A 22,954-nucleotide genomic window follows, 5' to 3' on the forward strand; every position below is an offset into this window, starting at 1 on the left:
ATTTGCTTCTTGAGCTGTTCGAGCTGTTCCTTCGACATCGGCTGCCCCTGCTGCATCTGCTGGGCGTTCTGCTGCATCTTCTCCATCATTTCCCGGAGTTTCTGGCCTTCCTCGCTCTCCATCAGTTCTTTCATCGCTTGCAAGGCGTCTTCCGACAGTTTCAGCTTCTCGCTCAGTTGTTGAAGCTCCTGCATCTGGCGCTGCATCTCCTGGCGCTGGGCTTCCAACTTCTTGCGCTCGGACTCAGGGAGACGATCGATCCGGTCCATTTCCTTCTGAAGGGCTTCTTGTTGCTTTGAGAGGGCGTTCCGCAGTTGCTCGCGCTGCTCCTTCGAAAGGCCCGCGAGTTTCTCGGCCGTCCGGTCGACGCCCAGGTCTTTCAACTCCTTGTCGCTGAACTTCGACTTAGGGTTTTCAAAACCCTGGTCCTTCATGGCTTTGTCCAAAGCCGATTGCTGCTCCGGACTGAGTTTGAGCCTCTCAAGGTCTTCGGCCTTCACGCCGGCCTCGTCGAGTTTCATGCGCTCGTACTTGCCGAGCGCCGTCTGGGCTTGCTCGACGCTCTGTTCAGCGGACTTTGCCGACTCCTTTGCGTCCTCTTCGGCTTTTTTAGCCAAGTCGTTGGCCTTTCGAAGGGCTTGCTCCTTATTGATCTTGCCGTCCTGGAGCTCCTTCGCGAAGCGGTCGATCTGTTGCGCGGTTTTCTGAGCGTTGGGCGGGACTTCCACCCCCTTCACGGGTTTCTCGACGGGTTTGGCGACCCGTTCGACCTTCTGACCGATCTCCTTCAGTTCCTGCCTCTCGGCTGCGGTCTTCGGGCCGCGGACGATCGGTGAGTTCCCGAGTAGGAAGGTACTGGCGGCGAGCACGGCGCACGCCAAGGCTGCCGCATGCCAGCGACCGAAACGGACGGGATAAAGGCGCTTCGGCTCGACCGACGCGACGGCACGGTTCGCGTCCTCGGCCTGGAGTTCGTCGAACGGGGTCGCGGCGCGCGGTTCAAGGGCCGTGCCTAAGCGGTCCTTCAGGCTCCCACGACGGTCGATGCTGCGGGCCAGGTCCAGTTCTGAAGTCCGTGCCAGGAGTCCGGCGACCAAGCCGGCAAGGGTCCCGGCTCCGGCCACGGCCGCAAGGCCCCGCCAGTCCGCATAGGCGACGCCCGCCCAATCCAGGGCGCTCCAAACAAGGGCCGCTAGACTCCCAGCGGCCAGGCCCATCGCGGCACCGTGCCACCCTTTGAGCAGGCGCACGCGGCGGGCGAACGGTCGGATCTCTTCATGCAGTCCGGGCATACGGTTCCATCTCCGACAGGATCTTTCGACGTTTCCATTCTCCGAAGCCGCCGGCGGCAAGGGCGATCAGACCCATCACCGCGGCTTTGGCCGCAGCCGCCGGAGGGGCGTCGAAGGCGAACGTCGTCATGTTGTACGTCTCTGTCCAACCTTGGGGTAGTCCCCAAGTCCCGATCGCGGACGCCGACTCCAAGATCCCAAGGACGACGATCGGCGCCACCGTGACCATGAACAGGAACAACAAGGTGAGGCGGCGGGCAGCCTCAGGCCCTTGTCGCCACATCAGGGCCGACGACAACCATCCGAACGACCATGCCATCGTGCTCGCCGCGAAGAGGCCGACGATGCCGGCCGCGTTCTCCGGCCCCACCTGCTGGCCCGTTGCAAGGGTTCCGAGCACTTGTCCCACGACCATCGACAGCGTGAGGAGCAACAGGTAAGGGAGGCCCGACGACGGCGTGCCCCTTAAGATCCACTTGACGCTGAACAAGCCGTTCGGCCAAGTCTTCGCGCCGCCGGCAGACGACCACACCGACACGAACGGCAGAAAGACGACGAAACACCACATCAAGGGCCAGACCGCCGTTGGGACTGCTCCCCCCGAACCCGGCAAAGCGATCGTTCGGGAGCCGCCGGTCCCATAAGCCATCAAGAAGGGCACCGTTAAGCAAAGAACGAGGCCGTGGATCCGAAGGCTGAAGGTCTCCTTCGATCCCGCTCCGGTCAGAACAGATCCGGCGCTCAGCAACATGATCTTGGCGACGAGGAGCGTGAACACGCCTGCAGGGATCCACACCGGAACCTTGGTACCGAGCAGTTCGGTCGTTCCCGAAGCCACGAAAGAAGTCGCGAACGGCGTCATTCCGGCGAGCAACGGGAGCGAACCGCCGGGCCGCGCCGCGCCGACAAGGGTGAACGCGGACAGGGCGACAGAGAACAAAAAGGCTGCCAGGTACGACCAGACGACGGTGCTCACGGCCTTCCCCGTCATCACGGCGATCGGGACGGAGATCGCCATATAGAGAAGCCCGTGGAACGAGACCAGGGCATAGGCCGCGACGACGTCGGCCCAAGTCGCGCCCCCAAGGACGACCGAAACGGCCGCGATCGGCAACGAGACGACGAGCAGGATCAGGACGTAGCGATAAGACGCGACGAGTTTGCCGACCAGGAAGTACTTCGGCGACATCGGCGACGAAAAGACAAGGTCGATCATCCGCGTCGTGTACTCCGACACGATCCCGCTCGCGGCGATGACGGGAGCGGACAAAGCGACCATGAACTCCATCATCCCGACCACGACGCCGAAGAACGTCCTCAGCGAGTCTTGGATCTCGGCCACCGAACGGACCCCCGACGTCTGAATCCCGATGTAGAACAGAGACGCGGTAACGATCAGCAGCATCAGGTACCCGGACAAAAACCACGGTGCCTTGTTGCTCCTCAGCTGCGTCCGGTACTCCTTCGTCATGGCCGCGTTGTCGAGGTAGACCCTCCACTGTTCGCGGACCCATCCGGGCAGTCCGGCTACGACGGTCACGGAAGCGCCTCCGTCAATTGAGGGCCCCCGTCGTCACGCGCAAGAAGACGTCCTCCAGGTTTGCCGCTTCCTCCGTGAAGCCGACGACCTTGTATCCGGCCTGGACGACTTTGGCCAGGAGTTCGGCCTGGTCCGTCAATTCGCCGTCGAACTCGATCCGGACCGACGTCGACCCCATGAGTTGTGTCGACGTGACGTGTTCGAGACCGTGCAAGAACATGCTGGCTTCAGGCGCGTTCTCGAGCACACGGATCTGGATCGTCCGAGCTTGCTGGATGCTGCGAACGACGTCTTCGACCGAACCGTGCGTCACCATCCTGCCCTTTTCGATGATGCCGACGGTGTTGCAGAAATCGGCCAGCTCGGGAAGGATGTGGGACGACACGATCACCATCTTGCCCATGCGGCCCATTTCAGCGATCAGTTCCTTGAGTTCCGCCCGGGCCCTCGGGTCTAGACCGCTCGCGGGCTCGTCGAGCAACAGGAGTGAAGGGTCGTGGACGAGGCAACGTGCCAGCGACAACCGCTGTTGCATGCCCCTTGAGAGAGAAGAGGCGTGAGCGTCCTTCTTGATCGTCAGGTCGACCAGTTCGAGCACGTTGTCGATGACCCCGGCCCGCTCTTCCTTCGGCACCCGGTAGACAGTGGCGAAGAAGTCAAGATACTCCCAGACACGGACGTCCTCATAGATGCCGAACGTGTCGGGCATGAACCCGATCTGCCGCCGGACCTGCATCGGGTCCCGGCGGACGTCGACCCCGTTAAGGACGGCCGTTCCCGCATCGGGCTCGAGCAGCGTCGCGATCATGCGGATCGTGGTCGTTTTTCCGGCTCCGTTGGAGCCGATGAAACCGAAGATGTCTCCTGGTTGAAGGTTGAACGACACGTTCTGCACGGCCGTCAACGGACCGAACGCCTTGTAAAGGCCCTGGACTTCAAGCATGAGGTTTGCTCCCCTTCTTCCTTTCCCGCTCGACGTTCCCGACGGTCAAGGCCAACAGGACGGCGCCTCCGACAGCATGGACGACGAGGCACGTGATGACGCCCGCGCCTGCCGGAAGCGTCGCGTCGCCGGCTCGGGGCCAGAGCATCCGGGTCGCAGCGTCGAGAGGATGGTATGCGATGATGAACTCCGATAAGTTTCGGCTCAGGGGGCTAAGGGCCGCTGCGAAGACCGGGAGAACGCCGTAGACGACGAACAGTCCGCCGATCACGGCCGTCAACGCTCCCGATGTCGTCCGGTTGACCGACGAGAGGAACAACGCCATGGCGGCGACGAACCACGCGACGACCAAGCTCAGGACGAAAATGACGGCCATTCCTCCGAAGAAGTTCGCGTCCGGGTTGCCGGGTGCAAGGCCTCGACTTATCCGGACGAGACCGAAGACCAACGCTGGGACGAGCAACGTGATCTCGAGTCCGACCAAGGGCCAGAGGGCGCGCGCCAGCTTCGCCGTCACGATCTGAGGAGCCGTGACGGGGGCGACCAAGAGCAGGTCCATCGTCTTCTTCTCCCGTTCAGCCGCCAACGACGGATAAAGGACGGTCGCGACGAACAGAGGGGTCAAGACGACCAACAGGATCAAAAAGACGCCGGCTTCCAGATAGTCGACGATCTGCATCCCTCCCGCCAAGAGGGCGCCGTAAACGGCCGCGACCAAGAGGCCCGTCACGATCGAATTCGCCTTCCAGTTCTTACCCCTCCGTGCCCGGGCAAAGGGGCGCCACGTCTCGGCCAAGACCGGATTGTCCGCGAAGACCTCTCGGAACGTGGCCCTCACCGGCGCTTCCCCCAGACATAGAGCAGTCTTGTGAAATCGTGCTGCGGATCCACCTTGCCGAGCGTCGATCCAACAGGCAAAGTCGGCACCCGGGCTTCGAGGGCGACCTGACCGGCAAGGGGGGGCGCCGTTCCCGAGTTCCAGTTCGGACGCGCGCTTCGCGACACCGTGCCTTTGACAGGCTTCGAGGCCCCGGCCGCGACGTCTCCGACCTCCAGGCTCGCGTCCCCGAGCCAGATCATGGCCGCTTTGAGCTCGTGACCCGTGTTGTTGTGGAGGACGCCGTCGACCGTGACGGACTTATCGCTGACCGTGGTCTTGTGCGGGAAGCCGATCCCTCCGCCGAGAGTGACCGTTTGGACGATGTCGTACTCTCGGAACGCGAGGTTCGGCACTTCGACCATCGGCGCGACGACCTGGCCGATGTCCAGGAGCCCGGCGTCCTTGGTCGGATCGACGGGCGAATCTCCGAACATGCCCCTGGATTGCGGGGACGTCGCCGTTTCGACCCCTTGAAAGCCCATGTCGTACCGCCCGCCCTTGGGGACGAAGAGCTTTTGGCGGCCGACGAACACGCTTTCGGACGATCCGTCCTGAACGATCAGCACGCCTTGCGTCGAGCGGGCCATGTTCGACGAATACAGTCCCGATGCGGTACCGAAGATCATGCCTGAGAACACCAGGCTCGTGACCGGGAGGGTGATCCAGGCCAGTTCTTTCTTCTTCATGCGCGACAGGACTAGGAAATTGACGGGCACCGCCATCGCCAGGAACGTGAACAAAAGGCCGACGATCTTCCACCAAGCGGGCAACTCCGCCTGGAACGGGTCGCTCGATCCGCCTCGGGGTGCGGGCCCGAAGCGACCGATGTCGCGTTCGTCGGGTCGCCCCAGATAGGCGTCGACCGAAGGAGTCGTCAAGGCGAGGGTCTCGACGAGCCGCCGTTTGCCTTTCCAGGTCGAGAACGGAGCCGAATAGGGGTCGAAGGCCAAGAACACGGACCGGCCAAGACCGTAACTGCATTGGTCGACGAGTTCGACGCCGTCCTCAGAGACCCAAGAAGAAGCGTTCGGCTTCGGCCTGGCCTCGGTGACGGAGAAACCTGAAGCCATCGGGATTCCTGCCAAGGCCGTGATCGATCGCGACGGCCCGACGTTCTTGACGGCGCCCGGAACGATCGGTAGGACGTCGGCCCACCGCGCGTCCCGGAGCCATGGCGCAGAGGCGCCTCCTGGAAACACCACCGTCCCTCCGGACAAGACCCACCGCTTGATCGCGGCGACGGCGTCGTCGCTGAGCCTCTCTGCACCGTCGCCAAGGAACAAGACGTCGAGCCTTTCATAGCCGATCGACCGGGTCGGAGCGCTTTCGGGCTTCGTCGTAGAGTCGATCAGTTCGGTCTTCCCTCCCGATTTGGCCCTGACGACTGACAGGAGACCCTCGGTCGACGACACGACGCCGATGACCCTCCGGTTCTGCTGCATCCCCGACGGCGGGTTCAGATTGATGCTGACGTTCCCGGCACCGGTCTCCAGGACGATCGAGTCTTGACCGTATCCGCGCTGGCCGCTCGAATAAAGGTCGACGACTTTGTTCGCGCCTTTCGGCAGTTCGATCGGATAGAGGGCGCTCCTAGAAGCTCCCTCGATCTTCAGAGTGCCGACCGTGTCCTTTCCTTCATTGGTGACGAAGACCCGGATGACCGAATAGCGGCTGCCGAACGAATCCGTGTCAGGCCAGACCGGCGCGTAGGACAACGAAAGGTCGGCCGCTGACGCCATGCCCGACGCGATGCCGGTAATGCACAGTATCAGCCTCGTTCTCATCGGTTCCCGGCCCTTCGCGCATTCTAGCGCTTGTGAGCGGTCTTTCGTTCCAAACGAAAGGGCCGTTGCAGACGTACCAGGACTTCTAAGCTCCCATAAGCGTCAAGATCGTGACTTCGGGCGGACAGAACACCCGGATTCCAGGACCGACCGTACCGACTCCGCGCGCCACGTAAAGCGGAACCGGGGCCTGACGATAGTAGCCGCGGATGAAGGTCTTGGCGCCGCGAGGCGTGTGCACGGGGACCCCGAACGGGAGGCAGACTTGCCCGCCGTGGCTGTGACCCGCCAGCATGAGCGAGGCCCGACGGTCGATCCGCTCGACGAAATCAGGTTCGTGGAACAGGCAAAGGACGTTCTTGTCCATTCCGGTCTTCAGGAACGTGTGGTCGTCCCGGTTGGCGATGCCGTCGTCGACCCCCGCGACCGTCACGCCACCGATCTCGACCGTCTCGTTCCGCAAGAGCCTGGACCGGGGCCCCTGGAGCCTGGCCTGAAGCCCGCTGATGAGACCTTTCGCATCGCGGACGTCGTATTCGTGGTTGCCAAGGACCGCAAAGGTCGGGATTCCCAGGTCTAGGATCTCCTGAAGTCCTCGGTGGCACTCCCTTACGGAGTCCGGTCGGGACGTCGACGCCAGGTCGCCTCCCAACAGCAAAACGTCAGGACGCTCGTCCGACGCCATACGGGCCGCACGGACCGCACGGTCGGCTTTGGACTTGGAGTCCATGTGAAGGTCGGTGAGAAGCGCGACTTTGAAGCCGTCGGCCGTCCATCGGGGCAGCCCGAGACGGTGCCGTTCGACCGTAAGTTCGTTGCGGTTGTCGACCTGTGACAGGCCCGCGAAAGCCGCGCCTGCTCCGAGCCACTTCAACGCCGCACGGCGGGTGAGCTTTCTCGACACCGTGACTTCAACAGGCCCGTGAGGGTCCCCGTTCCCAAGTCCGGAGGACGGTCCAAGTCCCGATGGCACGTCAGCGACGTTGGTCCCGGACAATTCGAAGAAGTTCGGCGCAACCCTTGCGCTTTCCCATTCGTCGCTTTATAATGATCCGAACGTGAGGCGGCCGGCACAAGAACCGGTTGTCGAACGGGACGAAGCGGAAAAGGCTTCGGCCGGATCCGCTCCGATGAACGGAGGAGGTTCATGATGAAGAAACTGACATTGATCGTGATGGCGCTCAGCGTGCTGGGCATTCTGATGGCTGGCTGCTCCGGCGGCGAAGCGGGCGGCGACGCTGCCAAGCCGGATGTCGCCAAGCCGGCTGAAGGCGAAAAGAAGTAAGCCGAAACGGCTGACGACCACGGGCCCGAAGGCGTTCGCCTCGGGCCCGTTCTGCGTCCGGGCGACCCTCTCCGCCACAATACGGACGTGACCAGAGTCGGCATCGTGGGCTGCGGCAACATCTGCCCGATCTACATTCAAAACCTCACGTCGTTTTCCGGTACCGAAGTCACCGCCGTCTCCGATTTGGACACGTCAAGGGCCGATCGGCGGGCCCGCGAGTTCGGTGTGCCCTGGTCGGGAAACCCCCAGGAACTCATGTCCCGCGACGACGTCGACGTCGTCCTCGACCTTACCGTGCCGAAAGCCCATTTCCAGGTCGCGTCTGCGGCCCTCGAAGCCGGCAAACACGTCTACAACGAGAAACCGCTGGCGGTCGCTTGGGACGAGGGCCGCAAGCTGGTCGGTCAAGCGAAAGCCGCCGGCCTCCGGATCGGTTGCGCGCCCGACACCGTCCTCGGAGCGGGCGTTCAAACGTGCCGGGCCCTGATCGATGCGGGCGAGATCGGGACCCCCGTCGCCGTCCAGGCCTTCATGATGTGTCCAGGACATGAATCCTGGCATCCCGATCCCGCCTTCTATTACGAAGTCGGCGGAGGGCCCCTCTTCGACATGGGGCCGTACTATCTCTCGGCCTTAGTGACCCTCCTTGGGCCGGTCCGCAGGGTGACGGGTTCGACAAGGACATCGTTTCCCACACGGACGGTCACCAGTGAGCCTAAGCGCGGCCTAAAGGTCCGAGTCGAGACGCCGACCCACCTGACCACTGTCCTGGACTTCGTCCAAGGAGCCGTCGGACACCTGACGACGAGCTTCGACGTCGTCGCCCATTCGATGCCCCACATCGAGGTCTACGGTTCCGAGGGAACGCTACAAGTCCCCGATCCGAACGGCTTCGGCGGGCCCGTCCGGATCCGGAAACGAGGGGACGCCGATTGGACCGAAGTCCCTCTGGATCGCGCGTACTCCGAGAATTCTCGCGGGCTCGGAGTCCTCGACATGGGACTTGCCGTCGTCGAAGGTCGTCCCCATAGGTGCGACGGGGAGACCGCGCTCCATGTGCTCGAGATCATGCACGCGGCCCATTGGGCCAGCGAACAGGGGTCACACGTCACGTTGGAAACGCGGCCCGACCGACCAGAACCCATGCCGGCAGGCGTGTTCGGATGACCCCGGCACTGCCTAAACTGGGCTTAGGTTGGAGGGAGGTCGCCCTCTCGCTGGCGTCGTCGTTCCTCCTGGCAACGGGGGCCCTGATCGGGCGCACTTCGGACCTGGCCCAAACGGCGGAGGCGTACTATTCGCTCGTTCCCGCCGTCCGATGGTTCCGGACGGGCGCGGCTGCCCTCGACGTCGCCGTCCTGGTCACGACCTTGACCGGCATCCTCCTCCCTCGTGTCGCACGAGGGACCGTGAGCATCCTCCTCTTCCTATGCCTCACCGGGATCGTCGCGTGTTGGAGCGAACTCCTGTGGGCGCGGCAGTTCGCGCACAGCCATGTCTTCCTGCTTCGAGAGCTTCCGTTCAAGCCCCTTGCGAACTTCGGCTTGGGCGGTGCGGTCGTGTTCGCCACATACGTCGCGTTAAAGATCCCAAGCGGAAAGCTGCCTCCGTGGCAGACCTTCCTCGTCCAGACGTGCATCGCCGTGTCCAGCGCCGCGTTCCAGTTCCTCGTCTGGGCCGCGGTCGGACCCCGTCCGTAGTAGGACCCCATAATCCGGACAGGCGATGAGCAAGCGGATCTTGGTGCCTCTGGCGTTCCTCTTTTTCCTTGGATTTCCCGCCGTAGGGTTGGTCTGGGTCTGGAACGACGCCCACGCCCGCTTGCGCCGTTCGGCCGAACCCGAGGCCCGGATCCTTGTGGAGAAGGCCCTGCAGGCCACGAAGGTCGAAGACTTCGACGTCCTCTCGACGAACGTCTACATCAAGTCCGGGGGCCCGGCGGCCGTCCTCAAGGCCCGGGCCGAGCACGGCGGCCTGAAGTCGGTGGGGACCTTGAGCTACGTTCGGAGCTATGCCGGATCGCGGAGCGACATGGTCTGGCAGTTCGTGGAGTTCAAAGGCCCGGTCACGTTCGATAAGGGCGGCGAAGTCCAAGTCCGCGCGACATTGGGCAGGCACTCGATCAACGTCGTCTGGCTGCTCGACAAACTCGAGATCGACCGCTGACGCCTAGTCCCTGCCCCATTTGTTGACCGCCCACCAGCACGCCTGGTCGTGGGGGACGAACATCGGGTCGGTCAGGACGTCGAACGCAGGGAGGTAACCCAGTTCGCCCCGCCCGTACGACTGGATGCGGCGGATGACCCGCTCGACGTGTTCCCGGGCGACCTTCGTCCGCTCGACGTCGGCAAGGCTCCCTCCGATCCGGTCGAAGGACCGTCGGGCGACCCGCTCCAAGTTGTCGAACACGTGCCTTGCCGGAGCGAGCGCTTTCACCGCCCTCTCGGGTTCGCCTTTGGCATACCACTCGTGGGCCTCCTCGGCGATCTGAACGAACTCGACGGCCGAACGGACGAACGTGGAAACACCCTTGCACCCTTCGTCCCGCACCGACCGGGCCGCCCTCTCGCAGACCTCGATGGCTTGAGGGCCCGCCTCGCCGGCGAACTCTTCGCGGTGGTGGCGCCATGCCAGGAACGGGTTCCCATAAAGGAGGAGCCGGCACTTCAGTCGGTTGCGGTGCCCGTCATGGCCAAAGACGCCCCCGAGTCCGGCTAGACCGTAAGACATCTCTCGGGCCCACTCCTCAGCCTCACCGTAGCCTTCGACGAGTCCCGGCGCCCCGTCGGGGTCGTCCATGATCCTCCTCGCGGCCCGGACTGCAGGCAAGACGGTGTCATAGGCGCCGAAAAGCCCGCATTCCCAAGTCGTCAGGCACGTGCCTTCGAGGTGCATCTCCTTGGCGTCACGGCTGACCTGGCGGACGTTGGCGTCGCTCGGGCCGAGGTGCATCCACGCTGCGTCGTAGACGTGGACGGTCGGGCATCCGACGACCCCGTGACCCGCTTGCGCGAGTTTCGGCGAGCTCTCTTCAAGGCCCCCGAAATATTGCCAGTCGAAGATCAGGCACTCGCGCGGCAGAGCGTCCAAGACGTCAGTGTGCTGGAGGAGCATGTCGCCCCAAAGGCCCGGCCGCCGTCCCTTCGCGACGCACGATTCGGCCATAGCGGAAAAATGCTCGGCATAGATCTCGGATTTCGTCGATCTCGAACACCGCGCGCATTGGGCCAACTCCCATGTCTCGTCACCGCCGATATGGACCAACTCGGAGTCAAAAACGGAAACGACGTCGTCCAAGAGCCGGGTGCAGAACGCCACGAACTCATCGTTCTTGGCACAGCCCTGCATGCCTCCGAAGGGCGTTTCACGGAACTGCGACCCGTACTCCGTGTTCAAGAAGCCCTCCATATGGCCCAGGAGGTTGACGAACGGGACGAGGGTCAGGCTAGGAAACTCGTCTCTCAGTCTCGACACGGTTTCCGGAGTCAGGGACCAGACGCCGTGCGCCCACGGGGCGGACGGGAAGGCGAACCGGTGTTCCAGGTAGAGGCCGAGCGTGTCGTACCCGGCGTCGAGGCTGAAAGCGGCGAACTGGAACATCGCGTCGACGGTCGCGCACTGCTCCCGTGCGAGGTCGAGCGTCCACATTCTCAGGGCCATGGCCCCAGTATCTCCACAGCGACGACGCAAAAAGGGGCCCGTCCTTCGAAGATTCTGCCCCGAACAGGCCCTATTGCTGGGGTGTTGCTTGCTTTTTCTTATCCGCTAATGGCTGTCATCGACTCATCTTGTGCTATGATTTAAGAAATGGGGCCTTTGCAGGCCCCTGAGAAGGACAGACTCATGCTGGGTTCTCTTTACTCTTGCGAGTGCGATCGGCCCGATAACTTTGACGAACGGCCCTAACCATTGTTCCAAGACTCATGGGACTAAACCACGAAGGTCTTCAAAATGAGACGTTGGCCCCGATTCGCTGCGGCCATCGGGAACAAGACACGATCGGGCCCAGTCAGAAGCTAGTTTCGCCTCGACGTCCTGTCGGCGCTATGCCAGTTCGACGGAGACGTCCGTGCAGAACAACCGCCCTTGAGGCGTCAAACGGACCGTGCTTCCCGACGTCTCGAGCCACCCCTTCTGCACCAGCCTTTGGCAGGCCGCCTCGTCGAGGTCTGCCATCCGGGCGTCGATCCCCTCGTTCAACCGGATCCCGAGCATGATGCGTTCAAGGCGCTGGGCGTCGGAGTCCAACGTCTCCACGTCCGTGTAGCCGGGCGACCCCGATTCCACGGCGGCGGAATACCGCTCGGGATGCTTCACGTTCGTCCTCCTGCGCTTGGCCCCGTCCTCCTCGATCGCGCAGCCGACGGCTCCGGGCCCGTATCCCAGGTACTCCTCTCCTCGCCAGTAGCACAGGTTGTGTCGGCATTCTTCACCAGGTTTGGCGAAGTTCGAGACCTCGTATTGTGCGAGACCCGCCTCGGCACAGGCGTCGATCGCGTCCTGGTACATCCGGACCTGGGCGTCGTCGTCCGGAAGGTCGAGCATGCCCTTCAGGTGCAGCCGGTAAAACCGCGTGTTCGGCTCGATCGTCAGGCCGTAGAGACTGAGGTGTCCGGGGACAAGACGGATCGCGGTCTGCAGGTTGTGCCGCCACGCCGACAGCCGCTGTCCTGGGAGTCCGAACATCAGGTCCAGGTTGATCCGGTCGAACCCCGCGCAACGGGCCATGTCGACCGCCGCACCCGTCTCGGTCGGGCCGTGGACACGGCCGAGGCGGATCAGGTCGCCCGTATCGAAGCTTTGGGCTCCAAGGCTCAACCGGTTGAAGCCGGCAGCTTTCATCGATCGGAGCTTGGCCCGATCGACCGTCCCCGGGTTCGCTTCACTCGTTACTTCGCACCCATCGGAAGGCGGATGGGTCTCAAGGACGGCATCTAAGAGCGCGGTCAACGTTCCGCTGTCCAAGAAAGTGGGCGTTCCACCTCCGAAGAACACGGTTTTGGCCGGACGGCCCTTCCAGGGCGACGTCCGGATCTGGTTCAACATCGCCTGGACCGTTCTCGGCACGATGTCGCCGTGCATCGCGTACGAATTGAAGTCGCAATAGCCACACTTGGACGGGCAGAACGGGACGTGGACATAAACGGCGACCGGCCCGGAGCCGGTCACGGTTTCCGGCCCGTCAGAGCGAACCCCAGGCCCGCCAGCATGCCTCCGATCACCGGCACCGCCGGTTGTCGGCACGACAGTCACCCGGACCTCATGGCACGCATCGCTCCGGCATAAGCGCCACCAAGGGCGCCTCCGAGAACGATCGCGAGCACCGCTTTCCCGATCATGGCCCTAGAGTGTATCGGAGCCTCAAGCTTCGACGCGGGCCATCCGTTCCGGTGCCGAAATCCCGAGAAGGTCGAAGGTCGCCTTCAGCGCACTCCGGGTCGCCGCGCAAAGGGCGAGCCTCCATTCCGAGGTTTCCCGGTCTTCCAGATCGACGACCAGACAGGCCTCATAAAAGTGGTGGTACGTCCGGGCGAGCTCGACGGCGTAAGTCGTCAGCCGGCTCACGGCATAGTCTTCGGCGCAACGGCCTGTCTCGTACGGCAGGTCCGCGATCTTCAGGATCAAGGCGCGTTCCTTCCCGTGCAGCCCTTTGTCTGCGGGCAAGACCGGGTCGTCCGGTACTTCGATCCCCGCTTCGCGTCCCCTGTCCATCACGCTACAGATCCGGGCATGGGCGTACTGGACGTAGAAGACCGGGTTCTCGTCGCTTTGTCGTTCGGCCAGGTCCAGGTCGAAGTCGAACGTGGTGTCGTGGTGACGCATCAGGTAGAAGAAACGGGCGACGTCGCACCCCGCGCGCAACTGCTCCGTAGGCACGGCGCCGGGTTTCACTTTCTGCCCGATTTCGGTCATCAGGTCGATCAGGGCGTAAACGTTCCCGTCGCGCTTCCGCATGGGTGCGGGGCGACCGTCTTTCATGAACCGGACGAGTTGGAAGATCAGGACCTCCAACCGTCTCCGGCTCTCCGAGAGCGCCGACCGACAGGCGTCCCGCTCGCCCTCGGACGCGTAGACGACCTGCTCCCAGTCCGAAAGCGGGGTCCCGACGGAGACGTCCCCTCGGGGCCGCTCTTCGGACAAGACGGCCGCGACGACGGCGTGGAGCCGGCCGATGTAGCCATGGTGGTCGGGCCCAAGGACCGTGATCAAGCGGTCGGCGTCCACCGGACGGTTGAACTTGTCGGCGTGATATGCGACGTCACTGGCAATGTAAGTGAGCCTTCCGTCCCGGCGGCGAAGGACGCGGTCCATATCGTCGCCGAACTTCGTGCTCCTTAACCAAAGGGTCGAACACTGGGCGTCTTCGGGACTTCCCGGCTGTCCTTCCCCCTCGTCTTCGTCTTCGACGCCCGTGCCCTGGGGTTCCCGGACGGCCTCCTCGACCACTCCGCCTTTGGCCGTCTTAAGCTTGGTCCGAAAGGCGCCTTCATCGGCCACGCCGACCTCGGTCAAAGCCGCCAAGTGCTCTTGGACCTTTCCGGAGTCGTGGAGCGACTGCTCCGAGAACCACGTGTCGAACGTGACCCCGAACGCCTCCAGGTCGCTCCTCTGTTTCTGGAGCATGAAGTCCTGGCTCCTGTCTTGGAACCATACGACCGATCCGTCGCCTTGAGCGAGCAAGTCCGCGACCTGCTTCGCGACGTCCGCTACGTAGTCGCCTTTGTAGCCCTTCTCGGGAACGGGACGACCTTCGCAGATCGCCTTGACCGATTCGGCGAACTGGCGCATCTGCTCACTGTTGACGCCGTCGTTGATGTAGTACTCGCGGTGGACCGTGTGGCCGGCCGCGGCGAGGACGTTGGCCAGGGTCGATCCGAAGGCCGCGCCGCGGCCCGAGCCGATCGTGATCGGACCGTTCGGATTGACCGAAACGAACTCGACGTTGATCCGTTCGGGACGCGTCCCATTCGGGCGGCCGAAGTGACCGGGGTCGTCCAGGACGCTCCCAGTCGACCGTTCTAACACGTCGGTCAGGACGCGGGCGCAAGCGTCGGGAGCAAGCCTCAAGTTCACAAACCCGGGCCCGGCCACGTCGACGCTCTCAAAACGCGGGTCGGAGCGGAGGCTTGCGGCCAGGAGCTCTCCTAGGGCCCGCGGGTTTTGAGGACCGCCCGCCGCGGCGATCGGTTTCGCCGCCGCCATGGCCCAGTTCGTCGCAAAGTCGCCGTGATCCGGATTCTTGGGATCGTCGACGGCGACGGGCGGCCCATCGACGGACGGAAGGGCGCCCGAAGCCACTAAAGCCTCGATCGCGGTCTGGATCCAACTCGTTACGTCCGCCCGGAGCACGCGCCTAGCGTACCGGCAGGCTCCCGCCACGATCCTCCCAGCGGCGGGACCGGAACGGCCGCCCGATCCGCTCCGCCCTTCGTCAACGTCCTATTGGATGATGCGGTCCCTCCTCGTCGCCCTTCTCGTCATGGCCGTGCCGTTCGCGACGGCTCAGGAGTTTTCCGACAGCGACCGCTACGGGAAGACGTGCCCAGACGTCCTCGCTATGGGGCACGAAGCCTGGGTGGAGTGGTTCACCGATGCGTCCCGGGGGACGCAGAGCACGGCGGGCATGGCAGCAGCGGAGCGGATCTACTCGGAGTGCATGAAGGAGCGCACCAAGGTGCGACTGGCAGGAATGCCCGAGGCCGAAACGGAGGCGTTCCGGAGCCTGGAAGCCAGCCTGGAGACGATGCTCAAGGAATGCGTGACCGCCGGATACGGCTTGACGGGAGGAGGAACGATGTGGATTCCGATGACCGACGCCGCAGGGGTCGGCGTCCAAGAAGCGCTGTGGGACGTGCTCAACCCGGATCTGATCGTGAAAAAGGTCGCGGAACAAGACGCCGTCTGGAACGAATGGAAGCGTGCCGCGAAATCGGTCAAAAAGAACGCGTCCGACATCGACGGCATGGCCGACATCAGCGGTACCGATTCCAAGAAAGCGCTGGCCAGCCTGGACACGGTCTCCAAGGAGTTCGCTAAGGTCGTCCAGAGCGTCCTTTCTAAACCCGCGAAGGTCAAGAAGCGCGTGTTCTACCAGTGCCGGCGGATGTTGGAGATGGTCTCACTGAGCGGCTAAGACCGACTTGCCTCTGACGAACTCATTGACGGCGTTCATCCAGCCTGAGGCGAACCCGTCAGGGTCGCACAAGGGAGAACCGACGAACGCCTGGATCCTCGCAGCCCTCTCATCGACAAGGGCTCCGGCCCGGTCCGATAACGACCGCGCCGTCGCGACATAGTCGTCCCCGTCGCGGCACACGAGGTCGTCGAACCCGCACGCGTGAAGAAGGCTGGCCGACATGCGCGACGAATACGAACGTCCGGTCAAGGTCACCACGGGGACACCCACCGACAGGCAGTCGATCGTCGTCGTCGCTCCACTGTACGGGTAGGTGTCGAGAGCGACGTGGACGCTTGCGACGACCTCACGGTGCATCTTCGCTTCGACGTACGGCAGGAAACGGACGCGTTCCGGAGCGACTCCCCGGTCCTCGAGCCGCCCTCGGATCTGAGACTGCACCCAGGTGTCGCCGGAATAGTGGTACTTGAAGAGGACGTTCGAATCCGGCACGGCCTTCAGGACTTCGGCCCACAGACGGTAGCACTCCTCCGAAAACTTCGAAGGGTTGTTGAACACGCCGAAAACGACGCCTTCGGCCTTCGGGACGGTCGCCGGATACGGAGCTTCATCGAGGCAGAGGAAGCTATGGGGCAGCCGGATCAGGGATTCAGAGTATTGGGTCTCCGTTCCGGTAGGCGCCAGGACGTCGTCGACGATGATCCCGTCCATTTGAGGCAGCCCGGTGGTGCCGGGGTACCCGAGCCAAGTCAGTTGGACCGGAGCTGGCGCCAAAGCGAACACGTCGAGGCGATTGTCCCCCGTATGGCCGCTGAGGTCGACGAGCACGTCGATCCTGTCCATTAAGATCCTCTCTGCGATGTCTTCGGCGCGCCAACGTGCGACGCCCCTCCAACCCTGGAACGACGGCTTCAGACACTCGGAGAAGGCGTCCTCTCGGCCCGAGGTCATATAGGCGAAGCACTCGACGGGAAGACGATCGACCAGAGCGATCAAGAACCGTCCGACAGGATGGTTCCGCAAATCTCCGGACACGAATCCGATCCTCCGGATCTCTTGGAGCCGGCACGGCAAGGGAGGCGCGTCCGACACGGCATAGCGCTCGGCCCATCTTTCGGCGAGTTGGCGGGCTTCGTCGGGTCCGGCGGACAAGGCCGAATGACACCGCATGAGGACGTTGCTCCAGCAACGGTCGCTTCCGGGCCTCAGTTCCATCGCCCTCTTGCTGGACCGGTATGCGGCCTCCGGGTCCCCACCTGCCGACTGGACGAAGCCCATGCGGTCGTGGCCCGACCAGGACTCCGGATCAAGTGCCAGGGCCGTCCGGACGGCTTGGCGCGACTCGGAGATCCGTCCCAGTTCGTAAACGGCTTGGCTCAGGTTGCACAGGGCGTCCACATACGTCGGTTCGATCCGAAGGGCTTCGGAGAAGGCATCTTCCGCCTTTCGGAACTCACCCTTATCCATCCAAGCGGCTCCCAAGTTGTTGTGCGCCTTGGCGTTCGTCGGATCGAGCCGGACCGCCTCTTCTGCCGAACCCAGGGCCATTCCGACCTGCCCCGAACTCCTGAGCGCCGCCGCAAAGTTGCTCCAAGCTTCGGAGTTGTCGGGTTGGGATTTCAAGACCTGTTCTAAGGCGAACGCGGCCTCGTCGGCGCGGCCCAAGGCGATGTACGACAATCCGAGAAGGTGGCGCGCTTCAGGGTCGGCCCCGGCTAGCGGAGCCAGAATCTCGACGGCTCGGACGTAATCTCCGGACCGGTACGCTTTCAGTCCGTCGTCAAAGGTCAAGCCGCCTCAGCCACCCTGTCCTCCCAGACTTTCATCACGATCTTTTCGAACGAGGACGCGAACAGCTTCGCGTCACCAAGCGGAGATGCCGAGAGAGCGGCGCGGGCTCCAGCCCTGAATTCGCCCAGAGCCGAAGGGTCGGAAGCGAGCCTGACGGCCGTGTCGACGAAGCCATCGACGCTGTCGGCGACGAGGTGGCCGAAACCCGCCGTGCGCAAGAAACTGGCGGACATGTTCGACACATAGCGGTCGCCTGTTTTCGTCACGACCGGGACACCCATCGAGAGACAGTCCAGGGTCGTCGTCGCACCGGAATACGGGAACGTGTCCAAGGCGACGTCGACCCCTGACACCGTGGCCAGATGCGCGGTACGGTCGGTGTGACCGATCATCTCCAACCGGTCCATGGAGACCCCGTTCGCGTCGAACTGGGCCGCGAAGTGGCTTCGTGCAGCCGTGTCGCCCAGATAAAAGTTCTTGATGACCATGCGAGAGCCATCGACCGACCGCAGAACCCGGCACCAGGCCTCGACCACCGCCGGGTTGATCTTGGTCGTGACATTGAAGCTGGCGAACGTGACGTAGGCGTTCCGCGCCAACGGTAGCGGGCCGACAGGCGGTAGGTCGTCCCAGCAAGACAGGCACGTGAAGCTGTGCGGCAACCTGTAGACCTGTTCGCTGTACTCGTCCTCCGCCGAACGCGGCGTCACCGTCGGGTCGCCGATGAGGCCGTCGAACTGCGACAGCCCTGTGGTCCCGGAATATCCCAACCACGTGAGCTGGACCGGTGCGGGTCGAAGAGCAAAGGCGTCCAGCCGGTTGTCGGACGTGTGTCCCGCAAGGTCGATCAGGACGTCGATCCCGTCATTCCGGACCTGTTCGGCAAGTGACGCCCCAGAGAGCCCTTTGCAGGGGACGAAGTGGTCGGCCAACGCTGCGAGCTTCTTGGTCTGGCTGTCCTGGACGTCGCTGGAGGAATACAAGTGGACCTCGAACCCCGAGAGGTTGGCCAATAAGGGTTCGAGGAAGAAGCCAACGGGGTGGATCCGGAAGTCCGGAGACACGAAGCCGATCTTTTTGGGAACCTTGTTCCGGATCGCAGGCCGGCTGCACCGAGGGGCATGTCGCACGGCATACCGCAGGGCTTCGTCCCGGATTTCGCTCCCGCTGACGGACGCGTCTCCCAGCATCGACAAGAGAAGGTTGCTATGGACGGCGGACGCGCCCGGAGATTGGGAAAGGGCGTCGCGATAGGCTTGGCACGCTTCGCCAGGGTGCCCCAACACTCGGTAGCACGCGCCGATCGCCGCGAACGACTCAGGGAGCACGGGTTCCATCGTCAGAGCCGCGTTCGCTTCTCGGACCGCACCACTGACGTTGCCCTCTGCAAGCAGCAGGTTCGAAAGGTTGACCCTCGCCTTGGCATGTCCAGGATCGATCGAGACGGCCCGCTCCAGGCTCGCTACGGCCTGTTTACGGTCGCCGGCCTGAGAGTGAGCGTTGGCGAGGTTCACGTAGGCACGGACGTGCGTCGGATCGTCCTGGACGGTCTTGTTCAAGCACACGAGGGCGTCTTCTGTGCGGCCGAGATCGACGAGCTCGGCACCCATGTTGTTCCGGGCCTCTATGAAGTCCGGTCGGATCTCGAGAGCTTTCGCGAAGCGTACGACGGCGTCGTCGGGACGTCCGAGACGGCTGAGAGCGTTTCCGGCATTGAACCAAGCGACCGCGTTCGCCGGTGCATAACGCAAGGCCGTGTCGCAAGCCGAGAGGGCGTCTTCGAACCGGCCCAGTTCCATCAGGGCGGAACTCTTGTTACTGTAAGCGTCGGCGAAGTCCGGCTTGAGGACGAGCGCCCGGTCGATCAGGCTTACCGCGCCTTCGGCGTCGCCGGACTGCATCGCAGCGACGCCGAGGAGGTGAAGGGCGTCCACGTGGTCGGGATCGTCGGCCAAGATCTGACCGTAGACTTGCGCCGCTTCGGGTAGCCGTCCGGCGCGATGGAACTCCAAGGCCTGGGACAGCCTTTCCTCCGGCGACCGCCCCTTCTGTGGGGGTCGGAGGCCGGACGCGTTCTTCATCGCTCGACGGAGCATCGTACTCATGCTGGTGGAATTATCGGGTCGTTGCGTCCGACTCCCACAGTGCGTCCAGCGCGTCCTGCAGGCCCTTGGCCGCTACATGGCCCTGACAGAGGCTCGAACCGGCGACCTGGGCGCGCAACCCGGACCGGATCCGCGCCAGCTCGGCGGTATCTCCGGCCAGGCGGGCGGCCTCGGCCACATAGGCTTCGACCGAACCGGTGATCCACTCGTCCTTCCCGACAGCGGACAGGATCGAAGACGACATTCTCGAGGCATAGCGGTCGCCCCGAAGGGTGACGACCGGCACTCCCATGTGGAGGGCTTCGACGGTCGTCGTCGCGCCGGTGTACGGGAACGTGTCGAGCGCCACGTCGATCTCGCCGTAATCGGCGAAGGGGTCGGGGCCGGAAGACCAACCTCGGACTTCGACCCGGTCTTTGCCGATCCCGGCCGACCGGAACCTCTGGACGATCCGGTCGGCGAACCGCGCTTCGCCCAAGTGGACCGATTTCACGACGAACCGGGAGTCGGGAACTTGGGCAAGGATGTCGGCCCATGCCGCAAGGTTCGGGTCGCTGACCTTCGACATGTTATTGAAAGACCCGAACGTGACGAACCCGTTCTTCAACGCCGGAGACGGCGTGACAGGCGACGGGATCCGATCCGGATCGAAACAGAACAACGAGCCAGGGACAAGGGCGATCGTTTCGGTGTAGCACCCTTCCTCTCCGGGCCGGACGGTCTCAGCATCGGCCAAGACCGCGTCCATCGACGGAATGCCGGTCGTTCCCGAGTAGCCCAGATAGGAGACTTGGAGGGGGGCGAGCCGAGCTGCGAACGCGGCGGCCGACGAGCCGGCCGTGTGGCCCGCAAGGTCGACGGCGACGTCGGCTCCGGCGGCCTCGAAGACGGAGCGGAGGCCCTCGGCGTCAAGGTCGGGTGCGGACACGTAGTCGTCGGCCAGGTCCGCCATTCGCTCGGTCCAACCGTCGCGGACCTTGGACGTGCTCACGAGGACCAAGCGGTGCCTTTCCTTGTCCCAGTTCCTAAGGACGGGCTCTAAGAAATAGGCGACCGGGTGGGCCCTGAAGTCGGGCGAGACGAACGCGACCGTCCGGACGGCACGGGCCGGCCGAACGGGCTTCACGACAGGGTAGAGCGATCGGAACCCTTCGGCCGCGTCCTTGATCGACCCGGCGGTCGCTCGTGACGAGTAGTGCATGGCGAAGACGAGGCCCTGGAGCGCTTCAGCGAACCGAGGAGCGACATAGAGCGCTTGCCGGAAGGCACTGACCGCCCCTTCGGAGTCCCCGCCCTCTAAGAGAGAGTAGCCCAGGTTACTGTGGGCCTGGGGCATCGAAGGCTGCAGTTGCGCCGCCATCCGGGCCGAGTCGATCGACGTTCCGAGCGTGCCCGGACGTCGGAGGCAGGTGCACAACGTGCAGTACGCCGGGGCGAAGACGGGATCGAGCTTGATCGCTTGTTGCAAGGCTTCGACGGCCTCGTCGATACGGTCGACCGACCGATAAGCGTTGCCCAGATTGCTCCAGGCTTCCGCGTCGTTCGGTGCGAGCCGTACGGCCCTTTCGAGCAAGCGCAGCCCTTCCTCCCGGCGGTCGCTCTGGAACACGAGGACGCCGAGAAACTGCACCGCTTTCGGGTGGTCGGGAGAGGCCTTTAGAAACTCGCGGTAGAGGTGCTCGGCCTCTTCGCTCAGTCCTTGGACATGGAACCGTATGGCCGCATCGAGCGTCTCTCGGGCCGTGTAAGCAGGTGCCAACGACATTGTGTTCTGAATTCTTGGCAACTCGCTCTAGGTTTTTGAGGCCAGGGACTGAAGTTGCGTGTCAAGTGGGCCGAGAATCCCGATATGCAGACGCTCGACCTCCAATCGTCGGTCGGTTCGTTCCCGTTCTGGTACCACCGCATCGAACTCCCGGGAGGGGTCACGACGCCGGGCTGGGCGCCCATTTGCCCGCCCGCCTATATGATCCCGGCCGACATGACGGGCATGCGGGTGCTCGACGTGGGAGCGTGGGACGGTTACTGGACGTTCGAAGCCCTGAAGCGAGGCGCGAAGGAAGTCGTCGCTATCGACGATTTCAGCGACTACTTAGGCTCCTTGGAAGAGGACGATCGGAAGGCTTGGGGAACGTTCGACCTCTGCCGTGAAGCCCTGGGCTACGGCGAAGACGTCTGTAAACGGATCGAAATGTCGGTCTACGAAGTCACCGAGGACCGTCTGGGCCGGTTCGACGTCGTGTTCTTCTTCGGCACCCTCTACCATTTGCGCCACCCGCTGCTGGCGCTCGACTTCTTGTCGGCGGTCTGCGACCGCGAGATCTTCATCGAGACGGCGGTGCTCGACGACTTCAGCCCGTATCAAGGCGGATTGGGGAAGGGCTATCCGGGAGGACAGCCGCTCATGGAGTTCTATCCGAACAACGAGTACGGCGACAACACGACCAACTGGTGGGCGCCGAGCTTGGCGTGCCTGGGGCTCATGACGATGTCGGCCGGGTTCCCCGACGTCAAAGTCTGGAAACTGAGCGACCAGCCGACCGAACTGCCCCACTGTCGCGGTTTCTGCCACGGAGTCCGGGAAGCGGCGTGAGTCAGCCCTTCAGCCAAGTCCGTAACCGGTCCCTCAGTCGTTTGCCTTCGAACCGGTTGCCGAGCAGCGTCGCCCGGTTCCTCGGTTCGAGGAGCAACCTGACGGGCTTGCCGTCGATCTTCCCGTCCACGCACACCCAGCGTCCGAGGCCGGCCCATGTGTGAGGGTTCGGCCGGAACGAGACAGACTCCACGTGGCTTCGGGCGAGTTCCGTACGCACGTCCCCTCCGAAAAACTCGAGCGAGTCAGGGTGGACGATCAGGAAGCCGACGTCTTCGTGCGGGTCGAGCAGGCTACTGTAACTGGGCCGTGCGAACCCCACGAACGTCCTCTCTGTGCGGTCGAACGGACGCTCGAGGTGCAACCTCCTTTCGACTTCCTTTCTGAGCCCCGCTCCACCGATCGGGCCGAGGAGGTTGGTCGCCAGCCAGAGGACGACCGGAAACCCGATGATGCATAGCGCGGTCGTGCCTTGAAACCCCTCTGAAGGGAACCTCATCACGCCCAGGACGAGGAGCGGGGCACCGACCACGAGCGGCAAGACGTTCCCGATCAGCTTCCGCCCCGTCCCCCAGAGCCGTTTTGTCCCGCCAGGCATAGG

Annotated in this window: 18 protein-coding genes; 6 read left to right on the forward strand and 12 right to left on the reverse strand. The window is 63.7% G+C overall.

Going from position 1 to position 22,954, the window contains the following annotated elements; translation table 11 throughout:
• Positions 1-1,275 precede the first annotated feature (1,275 nt).
• From JST30_03180 to JST30_03200, 5 genes are all read right to left on the reverse strand, one after another.
• Positions 1,276-2,832 (reverse strand): hypothetical protein, encoded by a 1,557-nt coding sequence (locus JST30_03180; GenBank protein ID MBS1713319.1) that lies wholly within the window; start codon positions 2,830-2,832, stop codon positions 1,276-1,278.
• Between the two features lie 13 nt (positions 2,833-2,845).
• A complete protein-coding gene (locus tag JST30_03185; GenBank protein MBS1713320.1) occupies positions 2,846-3,775 on the reverse strand; it encodes an ABC transporter ATP-binding protein in 930 nt (309 codons plus the stop codon).
• Complete coding sequence (locus JST30_03190; protein MBS1713321.1) at positions 3,768-4,613, reverse strand: ABC transporter permease subunit; 846 nt, start codon at positions 4,611-4,613, stop codon at positions 3,768-3,770. The genes JST30_03185 and JST30_03190 overlap by 8 nt, the downstream gene beginning before the upstream one ends.
• A complete protein-coding gene (locus JST30_03195; GenBank protein ID MBS1713322.1) occupies positions 4,610-6,439 on the reverse strand; it encodes a hypothetical protein in 1,830 nt (609 codons plus the stop codon). Before JST30_03195 ends, JST30_03190 begins: the two co-directional genes overlap by 4 nt.
• 85 nt (positions 6,440-6,524) lie before the next feature.
• Positions 6,525-7,343: a metallophosphoesterase gene (locus JST30_03200; protein ID MBS1713323.1), complete on the reverse strand. Its 819-nt coding sequence runs from the start codon at positions 7,341-7,343 to the stop codon at positions 6,525-6,527.
• Positions 7,344-7,586: 243 nt separating this feature from the next.
• Here JST30_03200 and JST30_03205 point away from each other — a divergent pair, with 243 nt between their 5' ends.
• The 4 genes from JST30_03205 to JST30_03220 all read left to right on the forward strand — a co-directional run bounded on the left by JST30_03205 (position 7,587) and on the right by JST30_03220 (position 9,893).
• Positions 7,587-7,724, forward strand: coding sequence for a hypothetical protein (locus JST30_03205; protein MBS1713324.1), 138 nt, complete (start codon positions 7,587-7,589; stop codon positions 7,722-7,724).
• 87 nt (positions 7,725-7,811) lie between these two features.
• Positions 7,812-8,894, forward strand: a complete 1,083-nt coding sequence (locus tag JST30_03210; protein ID MBS1713325.1) for a Gfo/Idh/MocA family oxidoreductase — start codon at positions 7,812-7,814, stop codon at positions 8,892-8,894.
• Positions 8,891-9,427 carry a hypothetical protein gene (locus JST30_03215; GenBank protein ID MBS1713326.1) on the forward strand — a complete coding sequence of 179 codons (537 nt, stop codon included), beginning with the start codon at positions 8,891-8,893 and terminating at the stop codon, positions 9,425-9,427. The genes JST30_03210 and JST30_03215 overlap by 4 nt, the downstream gene beginning before the upstream one ends.
• Before the next feature lie 25 nt (positions 9,428-9,452).
• Positions 9,453-9,893, forward strand: coding sequence for a hypothetical protein (locus JST30_03220; protein ID MBS1713327.1), 441 nt, complete (start codon positions 9,453-9,455; stop codon positions 9,891-9,893).
• A gap of 3 nt (positions 9,894-9,896) precedes the next feature.
• Here JST30_03220 and JST30_03225 read toward each other — a convergent pair whose 3' ends face one another.
• From JST30_03225 to JST30_03235, 3 genes are all read right to left on the reverse strand, one after another.
• Positions 9,897-11,387 carry a family 20 glycosylhydrolase gene (locus JST30_03225; GenBank protein ID MBS1713328.1) on the reverse strand — a complete coding sequence of 497 codons (1,491 nt, stop codon included), beginning with the start codon at positions 11,385-11,387 and terminating at the stop codon, positions 9,897-9,899.
• Between the two features lie 384 nt (positions 11,388-11,771).
• Positions 11,772-12,896, reverse strand: a complete 1,125-nt coding sequence (gene hemW, locus JST30_03230; protein ID MBS1713329.1) for a radical SAM family heme chaperone HemW — start codon at positions 12,894-12,896, stop codon at positions 11,772-11,774.
• Positions 12,897-13,088: 192 nt separating this feature from the next.
• Positions 13,089-15,077: an arginine--tRNA ligase gene (locus JST30_03235; GenBank protein MBS1713330.1), complete on the reverse strand. Its 1,989-nt coding sequence runs from the start codon at positions 15,075-15,077 to the stop codon at positions 13,089-13,091.
• 97 nt (positions 15,078-15,174) lie between these two features.
• On the opposite strand from JST30_03235, the gene JST30_03240 reads away from it, so the two are divergent.
• Entirely contained in the window at positions 15,175-15,861 is a 687-nt protein-coding gene (locus JST30_03240; GenBank protein MBS1713331.1) for a hypothetical protein, read from the forward strand.
• On the opposite strand, the gene JST30_03245 is transcribed toward JST30_03240, so the two are convergent.
• From JST30_03245 to JST30_03255, 3 genes are read right to left on the reverse strand one after another with little or no spacing between them, the layout of a single operon-like run.
• Positions 15,847-17,655, reverse strand: coding sequence for a tetratricopeptide repeat protein (locus tag JST30_03245; GenBank protein ID MBS1713332.1), 1,809 nt, complete (start codon positions 17,653-17,655; stop codon positions 15,847-15,849). The genes JST30_03240 and JST30_03245 overlap by 15 nt on opposite strands.
• Positions 17,652-19,760, reverse strand: coding sequence for a tetratricopeptide repeat protein (locus tag JST30_03250; GenBank protein MBS1713333.1), 2,109 nt, complete (start codon positions 19,758-19,760; stop codon positions 17,652-17,654). The genes JST30_03245 and JST30_03250 overlap by 4 nt, the downstream gene beginning before the upstream one ends.
• Before the next feature lie 10 nt (positions 19,761-19,770).
• Positions 19,771-21,525: a tetratricopeptide repeat protein gene (locus tag JST30_03255; GenBank protein ID MBS1713334.1), complete on the reverse strand. Its 1,755-nt coding sequence runs from the start codon at positions 21,523-21,525 to the stop codon at positions 19,771-19,773.
• A gap of 84 nt (positions 21,526-21,609) precedes the next feature.
• Between JST30_03255 and JST30_03260 the strand changes: the two genes are divergently transcribed.
• Positions 21,610-22,353 carry a DUF1698 domain-containing protein gene (locus JST30_03260; protein MBS1713335.1) on the forward strand — a complete coding sequence of 248 codons (744 nt, stop codon included), beginning with the start codon at positions 21,610-21,612 and terminating at the stop codon, positions 22,351-22,353.
• Between the two features lies 1 nt (position 22,354).
• Here JST30_03260 and JST30_03265 read toward each other — a convergent pair whose 3' ends face one another.
• The gene (locus tag JST30_03265) at positions 22,355-22,951 is read right to left on the reverse strand and encodes a hypothetical protein (GenBank protein ID MBS1713336.1); all 597 of its coding nucleotides are present in this window, start codon (positions 22,949-22,951) and stop codon (positions 22,355-22,357) included.
• Positions 22,952-22,954: the final 3 nt, after the last annotated feature.

The organism is Armatimonadota bacterium (assembly GCA_018268395.1).
Lineage (GTDB): Bacteria > Armatimonadota > Fimbriimonadia > Fimbriimonadales > Fimbriimonadaceae > JAEURO01.

Bases quoted from the DNA above. Each gene is read 5' to 3' on its own strand.
- JST30_03185 (MBS1713320.1), bottom strand. From the start codon at position 3,775: ATGCTTGAAGTCCAGGGCCTTTACAAGGCGTTCGGTCCGTTGACGGCC.
- JST30_03195 (MBS1713322.1), bottom strand. From the start codon at position 6,439: ATGAGAACGAGGCTGATACTGTGCATTACCGGCATCGCGTCGGGCATG.
- JST30_03205 (MBS1713324.1), top strand. From the start codon at position 7,587: ATGATGAAGAAACTGACATTGATCGTGATGGCGCTCAGCGTGCTGGGC.
- JST30_03215 (MBS1713326.1), top strand. From the start codon at position 8,891: ATGACCCCGGCACTGCCTAAACTGGGCTTAGGTTGGAGGGAGGTCGCC.
- JST30_03220 (MBS1713327.1), top strand. From the start codon at position 9,453: ATGAGCAAGCGGATCTTGGTGCCTCTGGCGTTCCTCTTTTTCCTTGGA.
- JST30_03225 (MBS1713328.1), bottom strand. From the start codon at position 11,387: ATGGCCCTGAGAATGTGGACGCTCGACCTCGCACGGGAGCAGTGCGCG.
- JST30_03240 (MBS1713331.1), top strand. From the start codon at position 15,175: ATGATGCGGTCCCTCCTCGTCGCCCTTCTCGTCATGGCCGTGCCGTTC.
- JST30_03250 (MBS1713333.1), bottom strand. From the start codon at position 19,760: ATGAGTACGATGCTCCGTCGAGCGATGAAGAACGCGTCCGGCCTCCGA.
- JST30_03255 (MBS1713334.1), bottom strand. From the start codon at position 21,525: ATGTCGTTGGCACCTGCTTACACGGCCCGAGAGACGCTCGATGCGGCC.
- JST30_03260 (MBS1713335.1), top strand. From the start codon at position 21,610: ATGCAGACGCTCGACCTCCAATCGTCGGTCGGTTCGTTCCCGTTCTGG.
- JST30_03265 (MBS1713336.1), bottom strand. From the start codon at position 22,951: ATGCCTGGCGGGACAAAACGGCTCTGGGGGACGGGGCGGAAGCTGATC.